10 protein-coding genes and 1 tRNA gene are annotated in these 13,932 nt (G+C 67.3%); 9 read left to right on the top strand and 2 right to left on the bottom strand.

Going from position 1 to position 13,932, the window contains the following annotated elements; all coding sequences use genetic code 11:
• Positions 1-95: 95 nt before the first annotated feature.
• A complete protein-coding gene (locus CAP40_RS05740; protein WP_086128328.1) occupies positions 96-2,276 on the top strand; it encodes a sodium-translocating pyrophosphatase in 2,181 nt (726 codons plus the stop codon).
• Between the two features lie 172 nt (positions 2,277-2,448).
• Positions 2,449-4,440, top strand: a complete 1,992-nt coding sequence (locus CAP40_RS05735) for an alpha/beta fold hydrolase (RefSeq protein WP_144034232.1) — start codon at positions 2,449-2,451, stop codon at positions 4,438-4,440.
• 81 nt (positions 4,441-4,521) lie between these two features.
• Here the strand turns inward: CAP40_RS05735 and CAP40_RS05730 are convergent, their stop codons facing one another.
• Entirely contained in the window at positions 4,522-5,895 is a 1,374-nt protein-coding gene (locus CAP40_RS05730) for a hypothetical protein (RefSeq protein ID WP_086128326.1), read from the bottom strand.
• 247 nt (positions 5,896-6,142) lie between these two features.
• Between CAP40_RS05730 and infA the strand changes: the two genes are divergently transcribed.
• The 5 genes from infA to CAP40_RS05705 all read left to right on the top strand — a co-directional run bounded on the left by infA (position 6,143) and on the right by CAP40_RS05705 (position 8,192).
• Positions 6,143-6,361 (top strand): translation initiation factor IF-1, encoded by a 219-nt coding sequence (infA, locus tag CAP40_RS05725; protein WP_003049127.1) that lies wholly within the window; start codon positions 6,143-6,145, stop codon positions 6,359-6,361.
• A gap of 13 nt (positions 6,362-6,374) precedes the next feature.
• Positions 6,375-6,944 (top strand): nucleoside triphosphate pyrophosphatase, encoded by a 570-nt coding sequence (locus CAP40_RS05720; RefSeq protein ID WP_086128325.1) that lies wholly within the window; start codon positions 6,375-6,377, stop codon positions 6,942-6,944.
• Positions 6,937-7,899, top strand: coding sequence for a ribonuclease (locus CAP40_RS05715; protein ID WP_086128324.1), 963 nt, complete (start codon positions 6,937-6,939; stop codon positions 7,897-7,899). Before CAP40_RS05720 ends, CAP40_RS05715 begins: the two co-directional genes overlap by 8 nt.
• Before the next feature lies 1 nt (position 7,900).
• Positions 7,901-8,086, top strand: a complete 186-nt coding sequence (locus CAP40_RS05710) for a DNA gyrase inhibitor YacG (RefSeq protein ID WP_086128323.1) — start codon at positions 7,901-7,903, stop codon at positions 8,084-8,086.
• 30 nt (positions 8,087-8,116) lie between these two features.
• A tRNA-Phe gene (locus CAP40_RS05705) sits at positions 8,117-8,192 on the top strand.
• Positions 8,193-8,306: 114 nt separating this feature from the next.
• Here CAP40_RS05705 and CAP40_RS05700 read toward each other — a convergent pair.
• Positions 8,307-9,440: an ROK family transcriptional regulator gene (locus CAP40_RS05700; RefSeq protein WP_086128322.1), complete on the bottom strand. Its 1,134-nt coding sequence runs from the start codon at positions 9,438-9,440 to the stop codon at positions 8,307-8,309.
• Positions 9,441-9,563: 123 nt separating this feature from the next.
• On the opposite strand from CAP40_RS05700, the gene CAP40_RS05695 reads away from it, so the two are divergent.
• Positions 9,564-12,065 carry a TonB-dependent receptor gene (locus tag CAP40_RS05695; protein ID WP_086128321.1) on the top strand — a complete coding sequence of 834 codons (2,502 nt, stop codon included), beginning with the start codon at positions 9,564-9,566 and terminating at the stop codon, positions 12,063-12,065.
• Positions 12,065-13,222, top strand: a complete 1,158-nt coding sequence (locus CAP40_RS05690; protein WP_086128320.1) for a YdcF family protein — start codon at positions 12,065-12,067, stop codon at positions 13,220-13,222. The genes CAP40_RS05695 and CAP40_RS05690 overlap by 1 nt, the downstream gene beginning before the upstream one ends.
• Positions 13,223-13,932: the final 710 nt, after the last annotated feature.

Raw genomic sequence — 13,932 nt, 5'->3', positions numbered from 1 at the left:
CGGGCCACCGCTCGATAGCCTCCCCATACCGGGCCTTTTAAACCGGCACACAGACCGGCGCGGCTCGATATCCAATAGGGGAAGGGCTTGAACGCATGACGATTGTGTACATCGCCATAGCCTGCGGCGTGCTCGCAGTGCTCTATGGCTTGTTGACCAGCCAGCAGGTGCTGAAGGCGCCGGCGGGCAACGAGAAGATGCAAAGCATCGCCGCTGCCATCCAGGAAGGCGCCAAGGCCTATCTCGGCCGGCAATATATGACGATCGCCGTAGTGGGCGTGATCGTCGCCATCGTCCTGTTCTTCACGCTGGGGACGCTTTCGACGATCGGCTTCCTCGTCGGTGCCGTGCTCTCGGGCGTGGCGGGCTTCGTGGGCATGAACATCTCGGTGCGTGCCAATGTCCGCACCGCGGAAGCCGCGCGCACCTCGCTGCAGGGCGGCCTCACGCTCGCCTTCCGCTCGGGCGCGATCACCGGCATGCTGGTGGCGGGCCTGGGCCTGCTCGCGATCGCGGTGCTGTTCTGGTACCTGATCGGCCCGTTCGGGCTCGCTCCCAACAGCCGCAAGGTGATCGAGGCGCTGACCGCCCTCGCCTTCGGCGCTTCGCTGATCTCGATCTTCGCGCGCCTGGGCGGCGGCATCTTCACCAAGGCCGCCGATGTGGGTGCCGACCTGGTCGGCAAGGTCGAGGCCGGCATTCCCGAGGACGATCCCCGCAACCCCGCCGTGATCGCGGACAATGTCGGCGACAATGTCGGCGACTGCGCCGGCATGGCCGCCGACCTGTTCGAAACCTATGTCGTGACGCTCGGCCTCACCATGGTCTCGATCGCGCTGCTGGTGAAGAATCTGTCCGACGAACTGCTGCTCAAGCTGATGTCGCTGCCGCTGATCGTCGGCGGCGTGTGCATCATCACCTCGATCATCGGCACCTATATGGTCCGCCTGGGCAAGAGCCAGTCGATCATGGGTGCGCTCTACAAGGGCTTCTGGACCACCGCGATCCTCTCGGTCCCGGCGATCTGGTTCGTCACCCAATATGCGCTGGGCGACATGAACGCGCCGATCGGCGGCCTCTCGATCGATCCCAGCACCTTCCTCGAGCCGAGCGACCAGGTCACCGCCGAGGCGGTGCAGGGCCTGGCCTCGGGCGCGCAGTTCACCGGCTGGAGCCTGTTCATCTGCATGATGATCGGGCTGGCCGTCACCGGCCTGCTGGTGTGGATCACCGAATATTACACCGGGACCCAGTATCGCCCGGTCAAGTCGATCGCCAAGGCTTCGGTGACGGGCCATGGCACCAATGTGATCCAGGGCCTGGCGATCAGCCTGGAATCGACGGCGCTGCCGACGCTCGTCATCGTCGTCGCGGTGATCGCGGCCTATCAGATCGCCGGCATCATCGGCGTCGCCTTTGCCGCCACGTCGCTGCTCGCGCTGGCCGGCATGGTCGTCGCGCTCGACGCCTATGGCCCGGTGACCGACAATGCCGGCGGCATCGCCGAGATGGCCGGCCTGGAGGATGAAGTCCGCCACAAGACCGACGCGCTCGACGCGGTGGGCAACACCACCAAGGCCGTCACCAAGGGCTATGCGATCGGATCGGCCGCGCTCGCCGCGCTGGTGCTGTTCGGTGCCTATACGACCGACCTCAAGGAGTTCTTCCCGGACGTGCCGGTGGATTTCTCCCTGAGCAATCCGTACGTGATCGTCGGCCTGCTGCTCGGCGCCTTGCTGCCCTATCTGTTCGGCGCCTTCGGCATGACCGCCGTCGGCCGCGCGGCGGGTTCGGTGGTGGAGGACGTCCGCCAGCAATTCGCCGCCGACAAGGGCATCATGGCCGGCACCAGCCGCCCCAATTATGCCCGCACCGTGGACATCGTCACCAAGGCGGCGATCAAGGAGATGATCGTTCCGTCGCTGCTGCCGGTGCTCAGCCCGATCGCGATCTACTTCATCATCACCGCGGTCGCCGGCCAGTCCCAGGGCTTCGCGGCCGTGGGCGCGATGCTGCTCGGCGTGATCGTCTCCGGCCTGTTCGTCGCCATCTCGATGACTTCGGGCGGCGGCGCGTGGGACAATGCCAAGAAATATATCGAGGACGGCAATTATGGCGGCAAGGGATCGGAAGCCCATAAGGCGGCCGTGACCGGCGACACCGTCGGCGATCCGTACAAGGACACCGCGGGCCCGGCCGTGAACCCGATGATCAAGATCACCAACATCGTGGCGCTGCTGCTGCTCGCCGCGCTGGCGGGTCACGCCGCGGGCTGATCTTCCGCCTTCGGCAAGATCGAGGACTGGCCCCGCCCGGAGCGATCCGGGCGGGGCCTTCCTTGTCCGGATGGCGCCACGCCGGTGCCAAACTCCGCTGGACAAACCCCATCGACGCTGATGAATTTCGGCGCAGGGGGCATTTCGCCCTCCTCTACGGGGGAGGATCATCTTGTTGCATCGCTTTGCGCCGTTCGGCGCCCTGGTTGCCATCATCGCCATGTCCGCGCCGGCAAGCGCCCAGCCCGACACCGAATGGGCCAAGAAGACCGTCCCGATCGAAGTGTTCGGCCAATTCCCGTCGATCGACCGCCCGGCACTTTCGCCCAATGGCGACTTGATCGCGGCCAAGGCCCGCGCCGACGGGCGGCAGGCGCTCGCGATCCTGCCGATCGGCCAGCCGGACGCGAAGCCGTTCATCGTCGCGGGCGACTCCGATTTCTCCAAGGGCAATTTCGGCGACCGCGAAATCTATCGCTGGCAATGGATCGACAACCAGAACCTGCTGATCTGGATCCGCGGCCTCGATTTCGAGTTCGGCCAGTGGATCGACGTCACGCGCATCGCCGCCTACAATATCAAGTCGCGCAAGGCGACGCCGCTCGGCTGGGACGGTGCCGCGGGATGGGCGGGCGATGTGCTGTGGATGTCGCCGCCGGGCACGCCCAAGCCGCATCTGCTGCTCCAGCGCTTCACCAACCGCAACAGCAGCGAAATGTGGGCCCATCCCGAAGTGATCGACATCGATGTCGAGACCGGGACCGTCCGCAACGTGCAGCGCTCCAATCCGGTAGTGAGTTCCTGGACCGCCGACAGGAGCGGCGTCGTCCGGATGGGCTCGGCGCGCGACCGCGAGAACGGCAAGGTGCGCGTGCTCTACCGGACCGGCGAATCGGAGACGTTCCGTACCATCCTGCACGAGACGCCGGACCAATATGACGACACCGAACTGCCCGACTACATCCTGTCGGGCTCGAACAAGGCCTATGCCCTGAGCAATCGCGACGGCTTCCGCGCGCTCTACGAATATGACCTCGACAAGATGGCGCTCGGCAAGAAGGTGTTCGGCGTCGCGGGCTACGACATTTCGGATGCGACGATCACGCCGGACGGCACCGCGCTGCAGAGCGTGACCTATAGCGACCAGCGCACCCGCCGGGTCTTCTACGAGCCCAGGCTCAAGGAAGTCGCCAAGCTGCTCGATCAGGAATTCGGCGCCGGCAACGTCAATCTGCTGTCGGCGGACCAGAAGCGCGAGAAGATCCTCTTCTCGTTCAGCGCGCTCGGCCAGGTCCCCGCTTATTATCTGCTCAACACCGTGACCGGCGACATCTCGCTGATCTCGTGGAGCAACGAGACGCTCAAGAACGCGAAGCTCAATCCGGTGCAGGCCATCCGCTACACCGCCTCCGACGGCAAATCGATCGAGGCCATCCTCACCCTGCCGCGCCACCGGACGGGGGAGAAGAACCTGCCGCTCATCGTGATGCCGCATGGCGGCCCCTGGGCGCGCGACGACGCCGATTGGGACAGCTACCAATGGGCCCAGACGCTGGCGGAATATGGCTATGTCGTCGTCCAGCCCAATTATCGCGGGTCGACCGGCTACGGCAAGGAATTCGGCAAGGCCGTGGACGGCAATTGGGGCCTGCGCATGCAGGACGATCTCAACGACGTGATCCCCTGGCTCGCCAAGGACGGGACCATCGATCCCAAGCGGGTCTGCATGGTGGGCTGGTCCTATGGCGGCTATGCCGCCAGCCGCGCGGCGCAGCGCGACGGCGACAAATATCGTTGCGCGGTGAGCGGCGCGGGCGTCCATGACCTCCCGGCGATGGTCAATTACGACAAGAACTATCTCGGCGGCTACGGCGCCAAGATGGGCCTGGGCGCGGCGGGCGACCTCAGGGCGATCTCCCCGGCCTATCATCCCGAGATGTTCTCGACGCCGATCCTGATCGTCCATGGCGCCAAGGATCAGCGCGTCCCCGTCGCCCAGTCGCGCGGGCTGGTCAGCAAGCTCAAGGGCGCAGGCAAGAAGGAGGGCGTCGACTTCCTGTATCTCGAGCAGCCGCTGAACACCCATAACCTGCTGCGCGAACAGGACCGGACCCAGTTCCTGCAGGAAGTGAAGAAATTCCTCGACAAGCACAATCCGGCCTGAGCGAACGGGGCGGCATGGCGACAGGCCGCCCCGCGCATCGCCCTCCGGCCCTCGCGCAAACCGACCGGCGGGGAACGGCTTCTATTTCGGCTTGCCCGAACCCGGCCCCTTGCCGGCACCCCTGGGCTGCGGCGTCAACGGCGCGAGCAAGTCGTCGGCCGGTGCCTCCGGCGCCTTTGCCGGGGCCGCTTCCTTGCCCGCCCCCTTGGGCTGCGGCGTCAGCGGCGCAAGCAGATCATCGTCCGAGGCCTCGGGCGCCTTTGCCGGAGCCGCTTCCTTGCCCGCGCCCTTGGGCTCCGGCGTCAGCGGCGCAAGCAGATCATCGTCCGAGGCCTCGGGCGCCTTTGCCGGAGCCGCCTCCTTGCCCGCGCCCTTGGGCTCCGGCGTCAGCGGCGCCAGCAGGTCGTCGTCCGGCTTCTCCGGCAGCTTGTACTTCTTGTGGATCTCGTCTTCCTCACGCTGCGACTGCTCCTTGAGCGGCTTTTCCATTTGCGAGCAGGCCTTCCCGGCGTCCTCGAGCGCGGTCGTCTTCTTCCCCGTAAGCGCGGCCTGGGCAAACTTGTCGAACGCCGCTTGCCGCATCTTCTCGCACTGTTCCTCGATCTTCTCGAACTTGGGCTTGTAGCGCGCCTCCAGCACGCGCATCGCGCCGAGATAGCCCGGCGCGAAGCCTTCCTCCAGATTGCGCTCGATCCATTTGTTCAGGCGATCCGTCGCATTCTTGAGGTTGCGCTTCGCCGCCTCCAGCCGCTTCAGCGGATTGGCGACGGGGTCCTGCGACAGCGGCGCCAGTTCCCCATATTTCTGCGCGAACCGATCCTGCGCGCGCTGTGCCGTCTCCAGTTCGCGAAAGGCGTCCTCGAGCTGCGCGTGCAGCATGTCGCCTTCCTGGTTGATCATGATCATGGTTTCCTGCGTCGCCTCGGCCGCGGCAACAGCCCTGTCCGTAACCGACACGGCCTCGGCCGCGGCGGCGGCATTGCTCTCGATGGTGCCGCTATAGATCGCGAAGCCCAGCGCCCGGCTGGCATTGGCATATTCGTTGAGCGCCAGCGCATCGGCCCGGGTCTGCCCCCCGGTCGGGACGCGCATCTGCGCCAGGCGCCGCGAGAGCGGCGTCGGCGGGAAGAGCTCGTCGAGCGTCCTCGGGCGCGCCGCTGCCACGGCGGCGGGCATCCCCGATTCCTCGACAATGGCCTTGCCGTGGCGGCGCATCAGCGCTTCCATCCGTACCACCGCCTTCAAGCATTCGGCGGGATTGCTGTCCTTCGTCTCGTCGGCGAGCAGCGACTGGTCGGACAGTTGGTCATGCACCTCGGAAGGAGTGTTCTCCGGCATGTCGCGCGCATTGTGATTGGCCCGCTCCAGCCGCGCGGCGCATTGCGCGCGCGCATCGACGGCGGTGAGGACGGCCAGCACGCACAGCGCCGAGCCCAGCAGAAACGAAGGACGCATTTTCCCGACTCCCGAATGATCGGCGGCGGGAGATACAGGTTGCCCCGGCGCGGCAAATCGGGCGGCGACGAAGCACGCGCATCCGTCGATCAAATCGGCCGGAACTGCCGCGCAGAATGGCAAAAACCGGCGCAATCCCCATATCGGATCAAGGTGGCCGGCTTTGTCGGGTTCTCCACCTTCCCTTTTCTCCCTGCGCACTGTAAAGGCACCGCCACTTTTAGCGCGCGCACCCATGAGGTAATTTTTGGCCAAAGAAGAACTGCTTGAAATGCGGGGTCAGGTCGTTGAGCTTCTGCCCAACGCCATGTTCCGCGTCCGGCTCGAAAATGATCACGAGATCCTGGGCCATACCGCCGGCAAGATGCGCAAGAATCGCATCCGCGTGCTGGTCGGCGACGAAGTGCTCGTCGAGCTCACGCCCTACGACCTGACCAAGGGCCGTATCACCTATCGCTTCAAGTAAGCGGGCGGTGCCCTTGCGGCTCGTCCTCGCTTCCACTTCGCCGCGCCGGCTCGATCTGCTCAAGCGGATCGGCGCCGAGCCCGCGCGCGTCGCCGCGCCCGATGTCGACGAGAATGTCCGCGCCGGCGAGACGCCACGCGCCTATGTGCTGCGCGTCGCCATCGACAAGGCGCATGCCGTGCCCCGCGCCGCGGACGAGATCGTGCTCGCGGGCGACACCACCATCGCGGTCGGCCGTCGCATCCTCGCCAAGCCCGAGGACGAGGCGGATCTGCGCCGCATGCTCGCGCTGCTCTCGGGCCGGCGCCACCATTGCCTGTCCGCCGTCTGCCTGATCGGGGCCGACGGCAAGGCGCGCACGCGCATCTCGGACACGGTCGTCGCCTTCAAGCGGCTGAGCCAGGCCGAGATCGACTGGTACGTCGCCTGCGGCGAAGGCATGGGCAAGGCGGGCGGCTATGCCATCCAGGGCAAGGCCGAGGCCTTTGTCCGCTACCTCGCCGGCAGCCATTCGGGCGTGGTCGGCCTGCCCGTCTTCGAAACGCGCGCGCTGCTGGAGAGCGCCGGATACAGCCTTGGCTGAGTGGCTGTACGAGTCCGGGATCGGCGAGAACCGCGCCGCGCTCGTCTCGCGCGGCGGCATCTGGAAGGCACGGATCGAGCTGGAGGGCACCCGGCCGCGCGCCGGCGCGGTGCTCGATGCGCGGCTGGTCGACAAGGCGGCCAAGCTGATCGCGCTCGACGGCGGCGGCGAGGCGCTGTGCGACCATGTCCCCAAGGCGATCACCCAAGGGGCGAAGCTGCGGGTGAAGATCGTTCGCGAAGCGATCCCCGAGCCGGGCCGCGCCAAGCTGCCCAAGGCGGTGCCGAGCGACGAGGAACTCACCGACGGCCCCACCCTGCTCGATCGTATCGCCGCCACCGGCCTCCCCTTCCGCATGCTCCGCGCGCACGAGCCGGACGCGCTGGAGGCAGCCGGCTGGTCCGAAGTGATCGAGGAAGCGATCACCGGCGAGATCGCCTTTCCGGGCGGGGCGCTGCGCCTTTCGCCCACCCCGGCGATGGCGTTGTTCGACGTTGACGGCTCCGGCCCGATCGAGCCGCTGGCGGTTGCCGCCGCGCATGCGGTGGCGCGGGCGATCGAGCGGCACGGCATCGCCGGCTCGATCGGCATCGACTTCCCCACGCTCGCCGGGAAGGGTGCGCGCCAGGCGGTGGCCGAAGCGATCGACGCCGCCCTGCCCCAGCCTTTCGAGCGGACCGCGGTGAACGGCTTCGGCTTCCTCCAGATCGTGCGCCGCCGCACCAGGCCTTCGCTGCCCGAGCTGCTGCGCGCCGATCCGATCGGCGCCGAGACGCGGGCGGAGCTGAGGCGGGTCGAACGGCTTCCCCCACCGCCCCCGACTACCCATATGGTGACCAGGAACGTCGCCCGCCGCCTCGCCCAGCAACCCGGCTGGACCGCCGAGTTGGCGCGGCGAATCGGCGGCGTAACCGGGTTCACGTCCGCCGGCGACCGGACCGGCGCGAAGGAGTGAAATGGCGAAGAGCGACACCTGCCCCGTCTGCGGGCAGCCGACCGATATCGAGAACAAGCCTTTCTGCAGCCGCGGCTGCAGGGACCGCGACCTGCTGCAATGGCTGGGCGAGGGCTATCGCATTCCCGGCGAGCGCGTGGATCCCCATGCGCATTCGGGGGTGGACAGCACCGATTCGCGCGACTAAGAGGCGCGCTCCCCGGCACTCGCCGGGCATGCCCGGGTAGCTCAGTTGGTAGAGCATGCGACTGAAAATCGCAGTGTCGGCGGTTCGACTCCGTCCCCGGGCACCACGCTCCCATCGCGATTGATCCTGCACGGTAACGAACCGGTTGCAGCTTCGCGAACGGCACCCGGGTGCGCTCCGTCACCGCCGGATTGTCGACAGCGATGCCGCAATCCTGTCGTCATGCTCGCGCGATCGACGCATGAATCGGCAGCAGCGCTGCACCCAGCGCGGAGCCGGCGCCGCCGAGCCGGGATATCTCGATCTCGTACCGCTCCTTCTCGCTCTCCGCGATATGGTCGCCCCACTTGATCGCTCGGCGGTTCAGCCGATCGGCAAGTCCGTGCATGATCGCGGACGGCAAGGGGCTCATCAGCCGGATCGCTCCCGGATCGAACCAGGCAAGCGCCGAGTTGATCGTCTGGAGGAGCTGATCGGCGGCCCGTTCCAGCCAATGATCGATCGTCGCTTCATATCCCGGGATCGCCTCGGCGAAATCCGCCAGCGATCCGACCTTGCACCCGGCCGCCTGCAGCGTTGCAATCAGATCGAGCGTCGTCGGGCGCGGCTGGTTGCCCGGGTAGAACATGCCGATCTCGCCCGCGCTGCCCGTCTCGCCGCGCATCAGCCGGCCTTCATGGACGATCCCCGCCCCGACGCCATGCCCCAGCAGGATCACCACCGCCGTGGTGCAGCGCCGGATCAGCCCGCCCAGATAATATTCGGCGAGCGCCGCCGCCGTCGCGTCGTTCTCGATCCAGATCGGCAGCCGAAGCGCTTCCTCGAAGATCGTGCGCAGCGGCGCATCCTTCCAGCCGGGCAGGTTGCGGACGACGTGCCAGCGATTGCCGTCGCGCGACAGGGCCGGGCCGGGCACGCTGAAACCGACGCCGTACAAGCGGCTTCCCAACAGGCGGTGCTCGATCGCGAGTTCGTGGATACGGCGATCGACATGGCGGGCGAAACCCCGCGGGTCGATCGGCTCGATCTTCTCGGAGGTGAGCGACACCACGCCCCCGGCATAATCGACCAGCGCGATCTCCAGGAGGCCGGCATAGATCGCCAGCCCGACGGCATAGCCCCCGGCCGGGGAAATCCGCAGCGGCACCGTCGGGCGGCCCCGCCCCGCCAGCGCCTCGGCGGGCAATTCCTCGATCAGGGCCTGCCCGATCAGCGCCCTGGTCAGCTTGGATATGGCGCCGTTGCTGATCTGCAGCGTCTCCGCCAGGGCAGACCGCGATTGCGGACCACGCATGCGCAGCTGCCAGAGCAGCCGCTTCTCCTCCTCGAGCAGCGTGACCGGTGGATGCCTCATCGCCCGGGGCCAATAGCAGCCCGGCGCACGGCCCGCGATTAATTTTCTCAGAAATAAATAAATCTGTCATCCGCACCGCGCATCGGCGCCGCGAGTTCACAAGAATCTCGGGGGAACGATCCGATGAAGAAGCACAATCTCGCCGCCGGCTGTGCGGTGCTCGCGTTCAGCATCCTGTCCGCGCCGGCCTTTGCGCAGACCGCCGACACGCCAGCCGCAGACCCGGCGCAGACCGCCGACGATGCGGGCGCGGACATCATCGTCACCGGCTCGGCGCGCGCGCAGCGCCGCTTCGACGTCTCCTATGCGATCAACTCGCTCAGCCAGGCGGACGTCCAGAAGATCGCGCCGAAGAGCTTCGCCGACCTGCTCGGCACCGTCCCCGGCATCCAGGTCGAGGCGACCGGCGGCGAAGTGCAGAACATCACCCGCGTGCGCGGCATCCCCACCGATCGCGGCTATCTGATCTTCCAGCAGGACGGCCTGCCGCTCTACCACGAGATCGACGGCGTCTTCTTCAATTCCGGCGAAGGCATGAACCGCTACGACCTGATGACCGAGCGTGTCGAGATCGTGCGCGGCGGCCCGGCACCGATCTATGCCAGCAGCGCCGCGGCGATCGCCAACAACATCACCGTGTCGGGCGGCCCCCAGGCGCGCGGCAAGGCGCAGATCACGCTGGGCGATACCGGCCTCTACCGGCTCGACGCGATGCAGTCCGGCCCGATCAGCGACAACACCTATTTCGCGATCGGCGGCTTCCTGCGCCAGCATGACGGCTATCGCTATGCCGGCTTCCCCAGCGACAAGGGCGGCCAGATCCGCGCCAATCTCAAGCGCCAGCTGACCAACGGCTACGTCAAGATCTCGGCTGAATATGTGAACGACCACAACGTCTTCTATCTGCCGATCCCGACCAACGATCCGCGCAACCCGGCGGTCTCGCTCAATCCCTATATCGACTATTTCACCGGCACGATGAACTCGCCGTCGCTGCGCAACGTCAACATCAAGTATCGCGACGGCGCCGGAACGCTGCAGAGCCTGCAGCGCGACCTCTCCAGCGGCCGCCACATGCGCTTCTTCAACGCGGCGGTCGATTACGAGGCCGATTTCAGCGGCTGGCAGGTCTCCGCCAAGGTCGGCGGGACCAAGGGCAAGTCGAGCTTCGACGCGTTCTACTCGACCACCAACCCTGCCGACGCGACCAGCTTCGCCGCCGGCTATCTGGCCGCCGCGCGCACTGCCTTCGGGCCGAATGTGGCCCGGCTCGGTTATGCCTTCGCCGGCACCAACGGCGCGTCGGTCTACGATCCCTCCACTGCCTCGGGCCTGGTCATGTCCGGCCAGTATCGCGCCTCGGAATCGGACTTCTATTCGGTGCAGGGCGACCTGAGCGTCACCCGCAAGTTCGAGACCGGCATCGGCACCCATGACGTGCGCGTCGGCCTGTACGGCGCGTTCTATGGCAACACGTTGCTCCAGGCCTATCAGGACATGCTGATCGAAGTGCGCAGCCAGCCGCGCACGCTCGACCTGCTCGCCTATTCGTCGACCGGCGCGGTGCTGGGCTCGGTCACCCAGAATGGCGTGCTGCGCTACACCACCACCCTCAACAAGGGCAAAGGCGATGCGCAGATGATCGCCTTCTACGCGAACGACACCTGGGACATCGCCCGCGGCCTGCGCGTCGATGCCGGCATCCGCACCGAGCGCTACGGCTACAGGGGCTTCGCGTTGCCGACCACCCAGGTCAATCTGGGCGATGCGACGACGCTGGCCGACGACACCACCCGCGCCTTCACCGGCCAGGTGCTCGACCAGCGCCTCAGCCCCAAGGCGACCAACTGGACCGTCGGCGTCAGCTACGACCTGGACGGCCATCTCGGCGCCTATGGCCGCATCTCCAATCTGGAAGTGCCGCCGCAGATGGGTGTGGTGTCCGGCATCAACGCGACCATCGTCAAGACCAAGGCGCGCCAGTATGAAGTCGGCCTGAAGGCGAGCTTCGGCCCGAACTATCTCTATGCCACCGGCTTCTACACCAAGTTCAACCCGTTCAACGCCTCTTTCGCGGCGTTCAACCCGCTGACCGGCCGCAACGACCAGACGCTGCCGTTCATCGGCGAGGCCTCGGTCAAGGGCGTCGAAGTGGATGGCCGGATCGTGCCGGTCCGCTGGTTCTCGCTCGACGGGTCCGTGACCTGGCAGAAGCCGGAATATGCCAATCTCCAGAACAATTCGGGCGCCGATCCGAGCGCGGTGAACGGCAAGCAGATCATCCGCGAGGCGAAGTTCTTCGGCAATCTGCGGCCGAGCTTCGACTTCGACCTGGGCGAGCAGAAGCTCTCGATCTTCGGGCGCTTCGAGTGGGTCGGCCGGCGCTATGTCGACCTGTTCAACCGCACGGCGATGCCGGGCTACCAGACGACCGGCGCGGGCGCGTCGCTCGATTGGGGGGCGTGGCGCTTCCAGGTGGTCGGCGACAATCTGTTCAACGCGCACGGCCTGACCGAGGGCAACACGCGTACCGACCAGTTCGCCGGCCAGGGCTCCAGCCAGGCGATCTACGGCCGTCCGTTGTTCGGCCGGAACTTCCGCCTCATCGTCAGCCGCAGCTGGTGATGCGCGCCATATTCTCCGCCGCCGCGCTCGCGGTGACGGTGCTCGCCGCCCCGGCTTCGGCCGGGGCGGTGGACGACCGGGTGATGGCGGCACTGTCCGCGCGGCTCTTCCCGTTGCTCGATGCGGCCGGGCACGATCCGGCGGCGATCGAGCGGATCGCCAGGGCGCCCGGCATGGAAAACATGCTGCGGGTGCGGCAGGAGCGCCGCGCCGCATGTGGCACCGATCTCGCCTGTCGCGCGCAGGCGCTGCTCTGGAGCGATCGCGAAGCGGATGCGGTGCGGCGCGCCGTTGCCCAGGCGCCGGGCCTTCCCGCCGCGGACGATGGCCCCGCCGCCCAGGTGGATCGCGAGATCGCGGGCATCAACATGATCGTGCGGACCTATGCGCTGGGGGCGATCCCCGCCACCGTGATCGATGGCCCCGGCACCGTCTCTCCGCAGGATCACCGGGCACGCCTCCAGGCCGCCGACTGGATCGCCGAGACGCCCCGCGCCGGATCGGCACAGCGGCTCGATCCCAGCATCGACTATGCGCTCGCGCTGCTCGACGTGAGCGAGCGCACCGATGCGATCGGCCATGAACCGCTGAGCGGCGGCGCCAACGCCGCGGCGATGGCACGGGCGAAGGGGCTCGACTGGCGCCGCTATCGCTACAGCGCGATGATCGTCACGGGCGTCGGACCCGAGATCGAGGGCGAACCGCTCAGCCCGTTCGGCAAATATCATCTGCGCATCGCCGCGCGCCGGTTCGCGCAGGGCGACATCGCCTTCATCCTGGTCACGGGCGGGCGGGCGCACCCGCGCGCAACGCCTTTCACCGAGGCCGTCGAGATGCGCAAGGCGCTGATCGAGCGCTACGGCGTCCCCGCCGAAGCGATCCTCATCGAGCCCTATGCCCGCCACACCACCACCAACCTGCGCAACGCCGGCCGGCTGCTCGCGCGGATGGGCGCGCCGCTGGAGGCGGAGACCGTGATCGTCTGCAATCCCCTGCAGAGCGCCTATATCGAAAGCGCCAGGTTCGCCGAGCGCAACGCCGCCGAGCTCGGCTACCAGCCCGGCGCGGTCGTTCGCCGGGTGTCGCCGAACGAGCTGGTGTTCCGCCCGTCGCGGACGTCCGAACGCATCGATCCGCGCGATCCCCTCGATCCCTGAAAGGAGCCGTCATGCGCCGCCTTGCCCTGGCTGCCGCCCTCTTGCTGTGCCCCGCCGTCGCCCATGCCTGGGGCGGCACGGCGCATGCGGTGATCGACCGCGCGGCGATCCAGACGATACCCGATGGCGGCCCGGTCTTTCTGCGCCGCCATATCGACTATATCTCGGCCTCCGCCGCACTGCCGGACGGCTGGCGCGGGGACGCGGAGGGCTTCTCGAAGATCGAGGAAGACCCGAACCATGGCTGGTTTCGCGAGCAGTTCGCCTTTCTGAAGCCCGTCCCGCGATCGCGCTACGCCTTCATCCTCGCGCTCTACAAGCGCTACGAGAGGATCAAGCAGAGCGATCCCGCCACCGCCGCACGTACCAATGTCCGCTGGACCGGCACGCTGCCCTATGCGGCGATGGAAGCCTATGAGCGGCTGATCGTCTGCATGCGCGCGATCCGCGCGGCGCAGGCGAGCGGTGGCGACGCATCGGTTCCCGAGCAGCACTGCGCGTTCCAGGCGATCCGGCTCGGCCACTATGTCGGCGACGGCTCGCAGCCGCTGCACAACTCGGTGAACTCGGACGGCTGGCTGGGCCCCAATCCGAACGGCTATACCCGCGACCGCAGCATCCATGGGCGGTTCGAGAGCCGCTTCGTCGACGGCATCGGGCTCACCGCCGCGGACATCGTGCCCCGGATCGGCGCGCCGACGCATCTCCAC

Origin of the sequence: Sphingomonas sp. IBVSS2, from assembly GCF_002127225.1 — a bacterium.
Taxonomy (GTDB): Bacteria; Pseudomonadota; Alphaproteobacteria; order Sphingomonadales; family Sphingomonadaceae; genus Sphingomonas.
Note: the sequence above shows the minus strand (reverse complement) of the source record. Positions and strands in the feature narration are given on the sequence as shown.

Bases quoted from the DNA above. Each gene is read 5' to 3' on its own strand.
- CAP40_RS05740 (WP_086128328.1), top strand. From the start codon at position 96: ATGACGATTGTGTACATCGCCATAGCCTGCGGCGTGCTCGCAGTGCTC.
- CAP40_RS05730 (WP_086128326.1), bottom strand. From the start codon at position 5,895: ATGCGTCCTTCGTTTCTGCTGGGCTCGGCGCTGTGCGTGCTGGCCGTC.
- CAP40_RS05710 (WP_086128323.1), top strand. From the start codon at position 7,901: ATGGCGAAGAGCGACACCTGCCCCGTCTGCGGGCAGCCGACCGATATC.
- CAP40_RS05700 (WP_086128322.1), bottom strand. From the start codon at position 9,440: ATGAGGCATCCACCGGTCACGCTGCTCGAGGAGGAGAAGCGGCTGCTC.
- CAP40_RS05695 (WP_086128321.1), top strand. From the start codon at position 9,564: ATGAAGAAGCACAATCTCGCCGCCGGCTGTGCGGTGCTCGCGTTCAGC.
- CAP40_RS05690 (WP_086128320.1), top strand. From the start codon at position 12,065: ATGCGCGCCATATTCTCCGCCGCCGCGCTCGCGGTGACGGTGCTCGCC.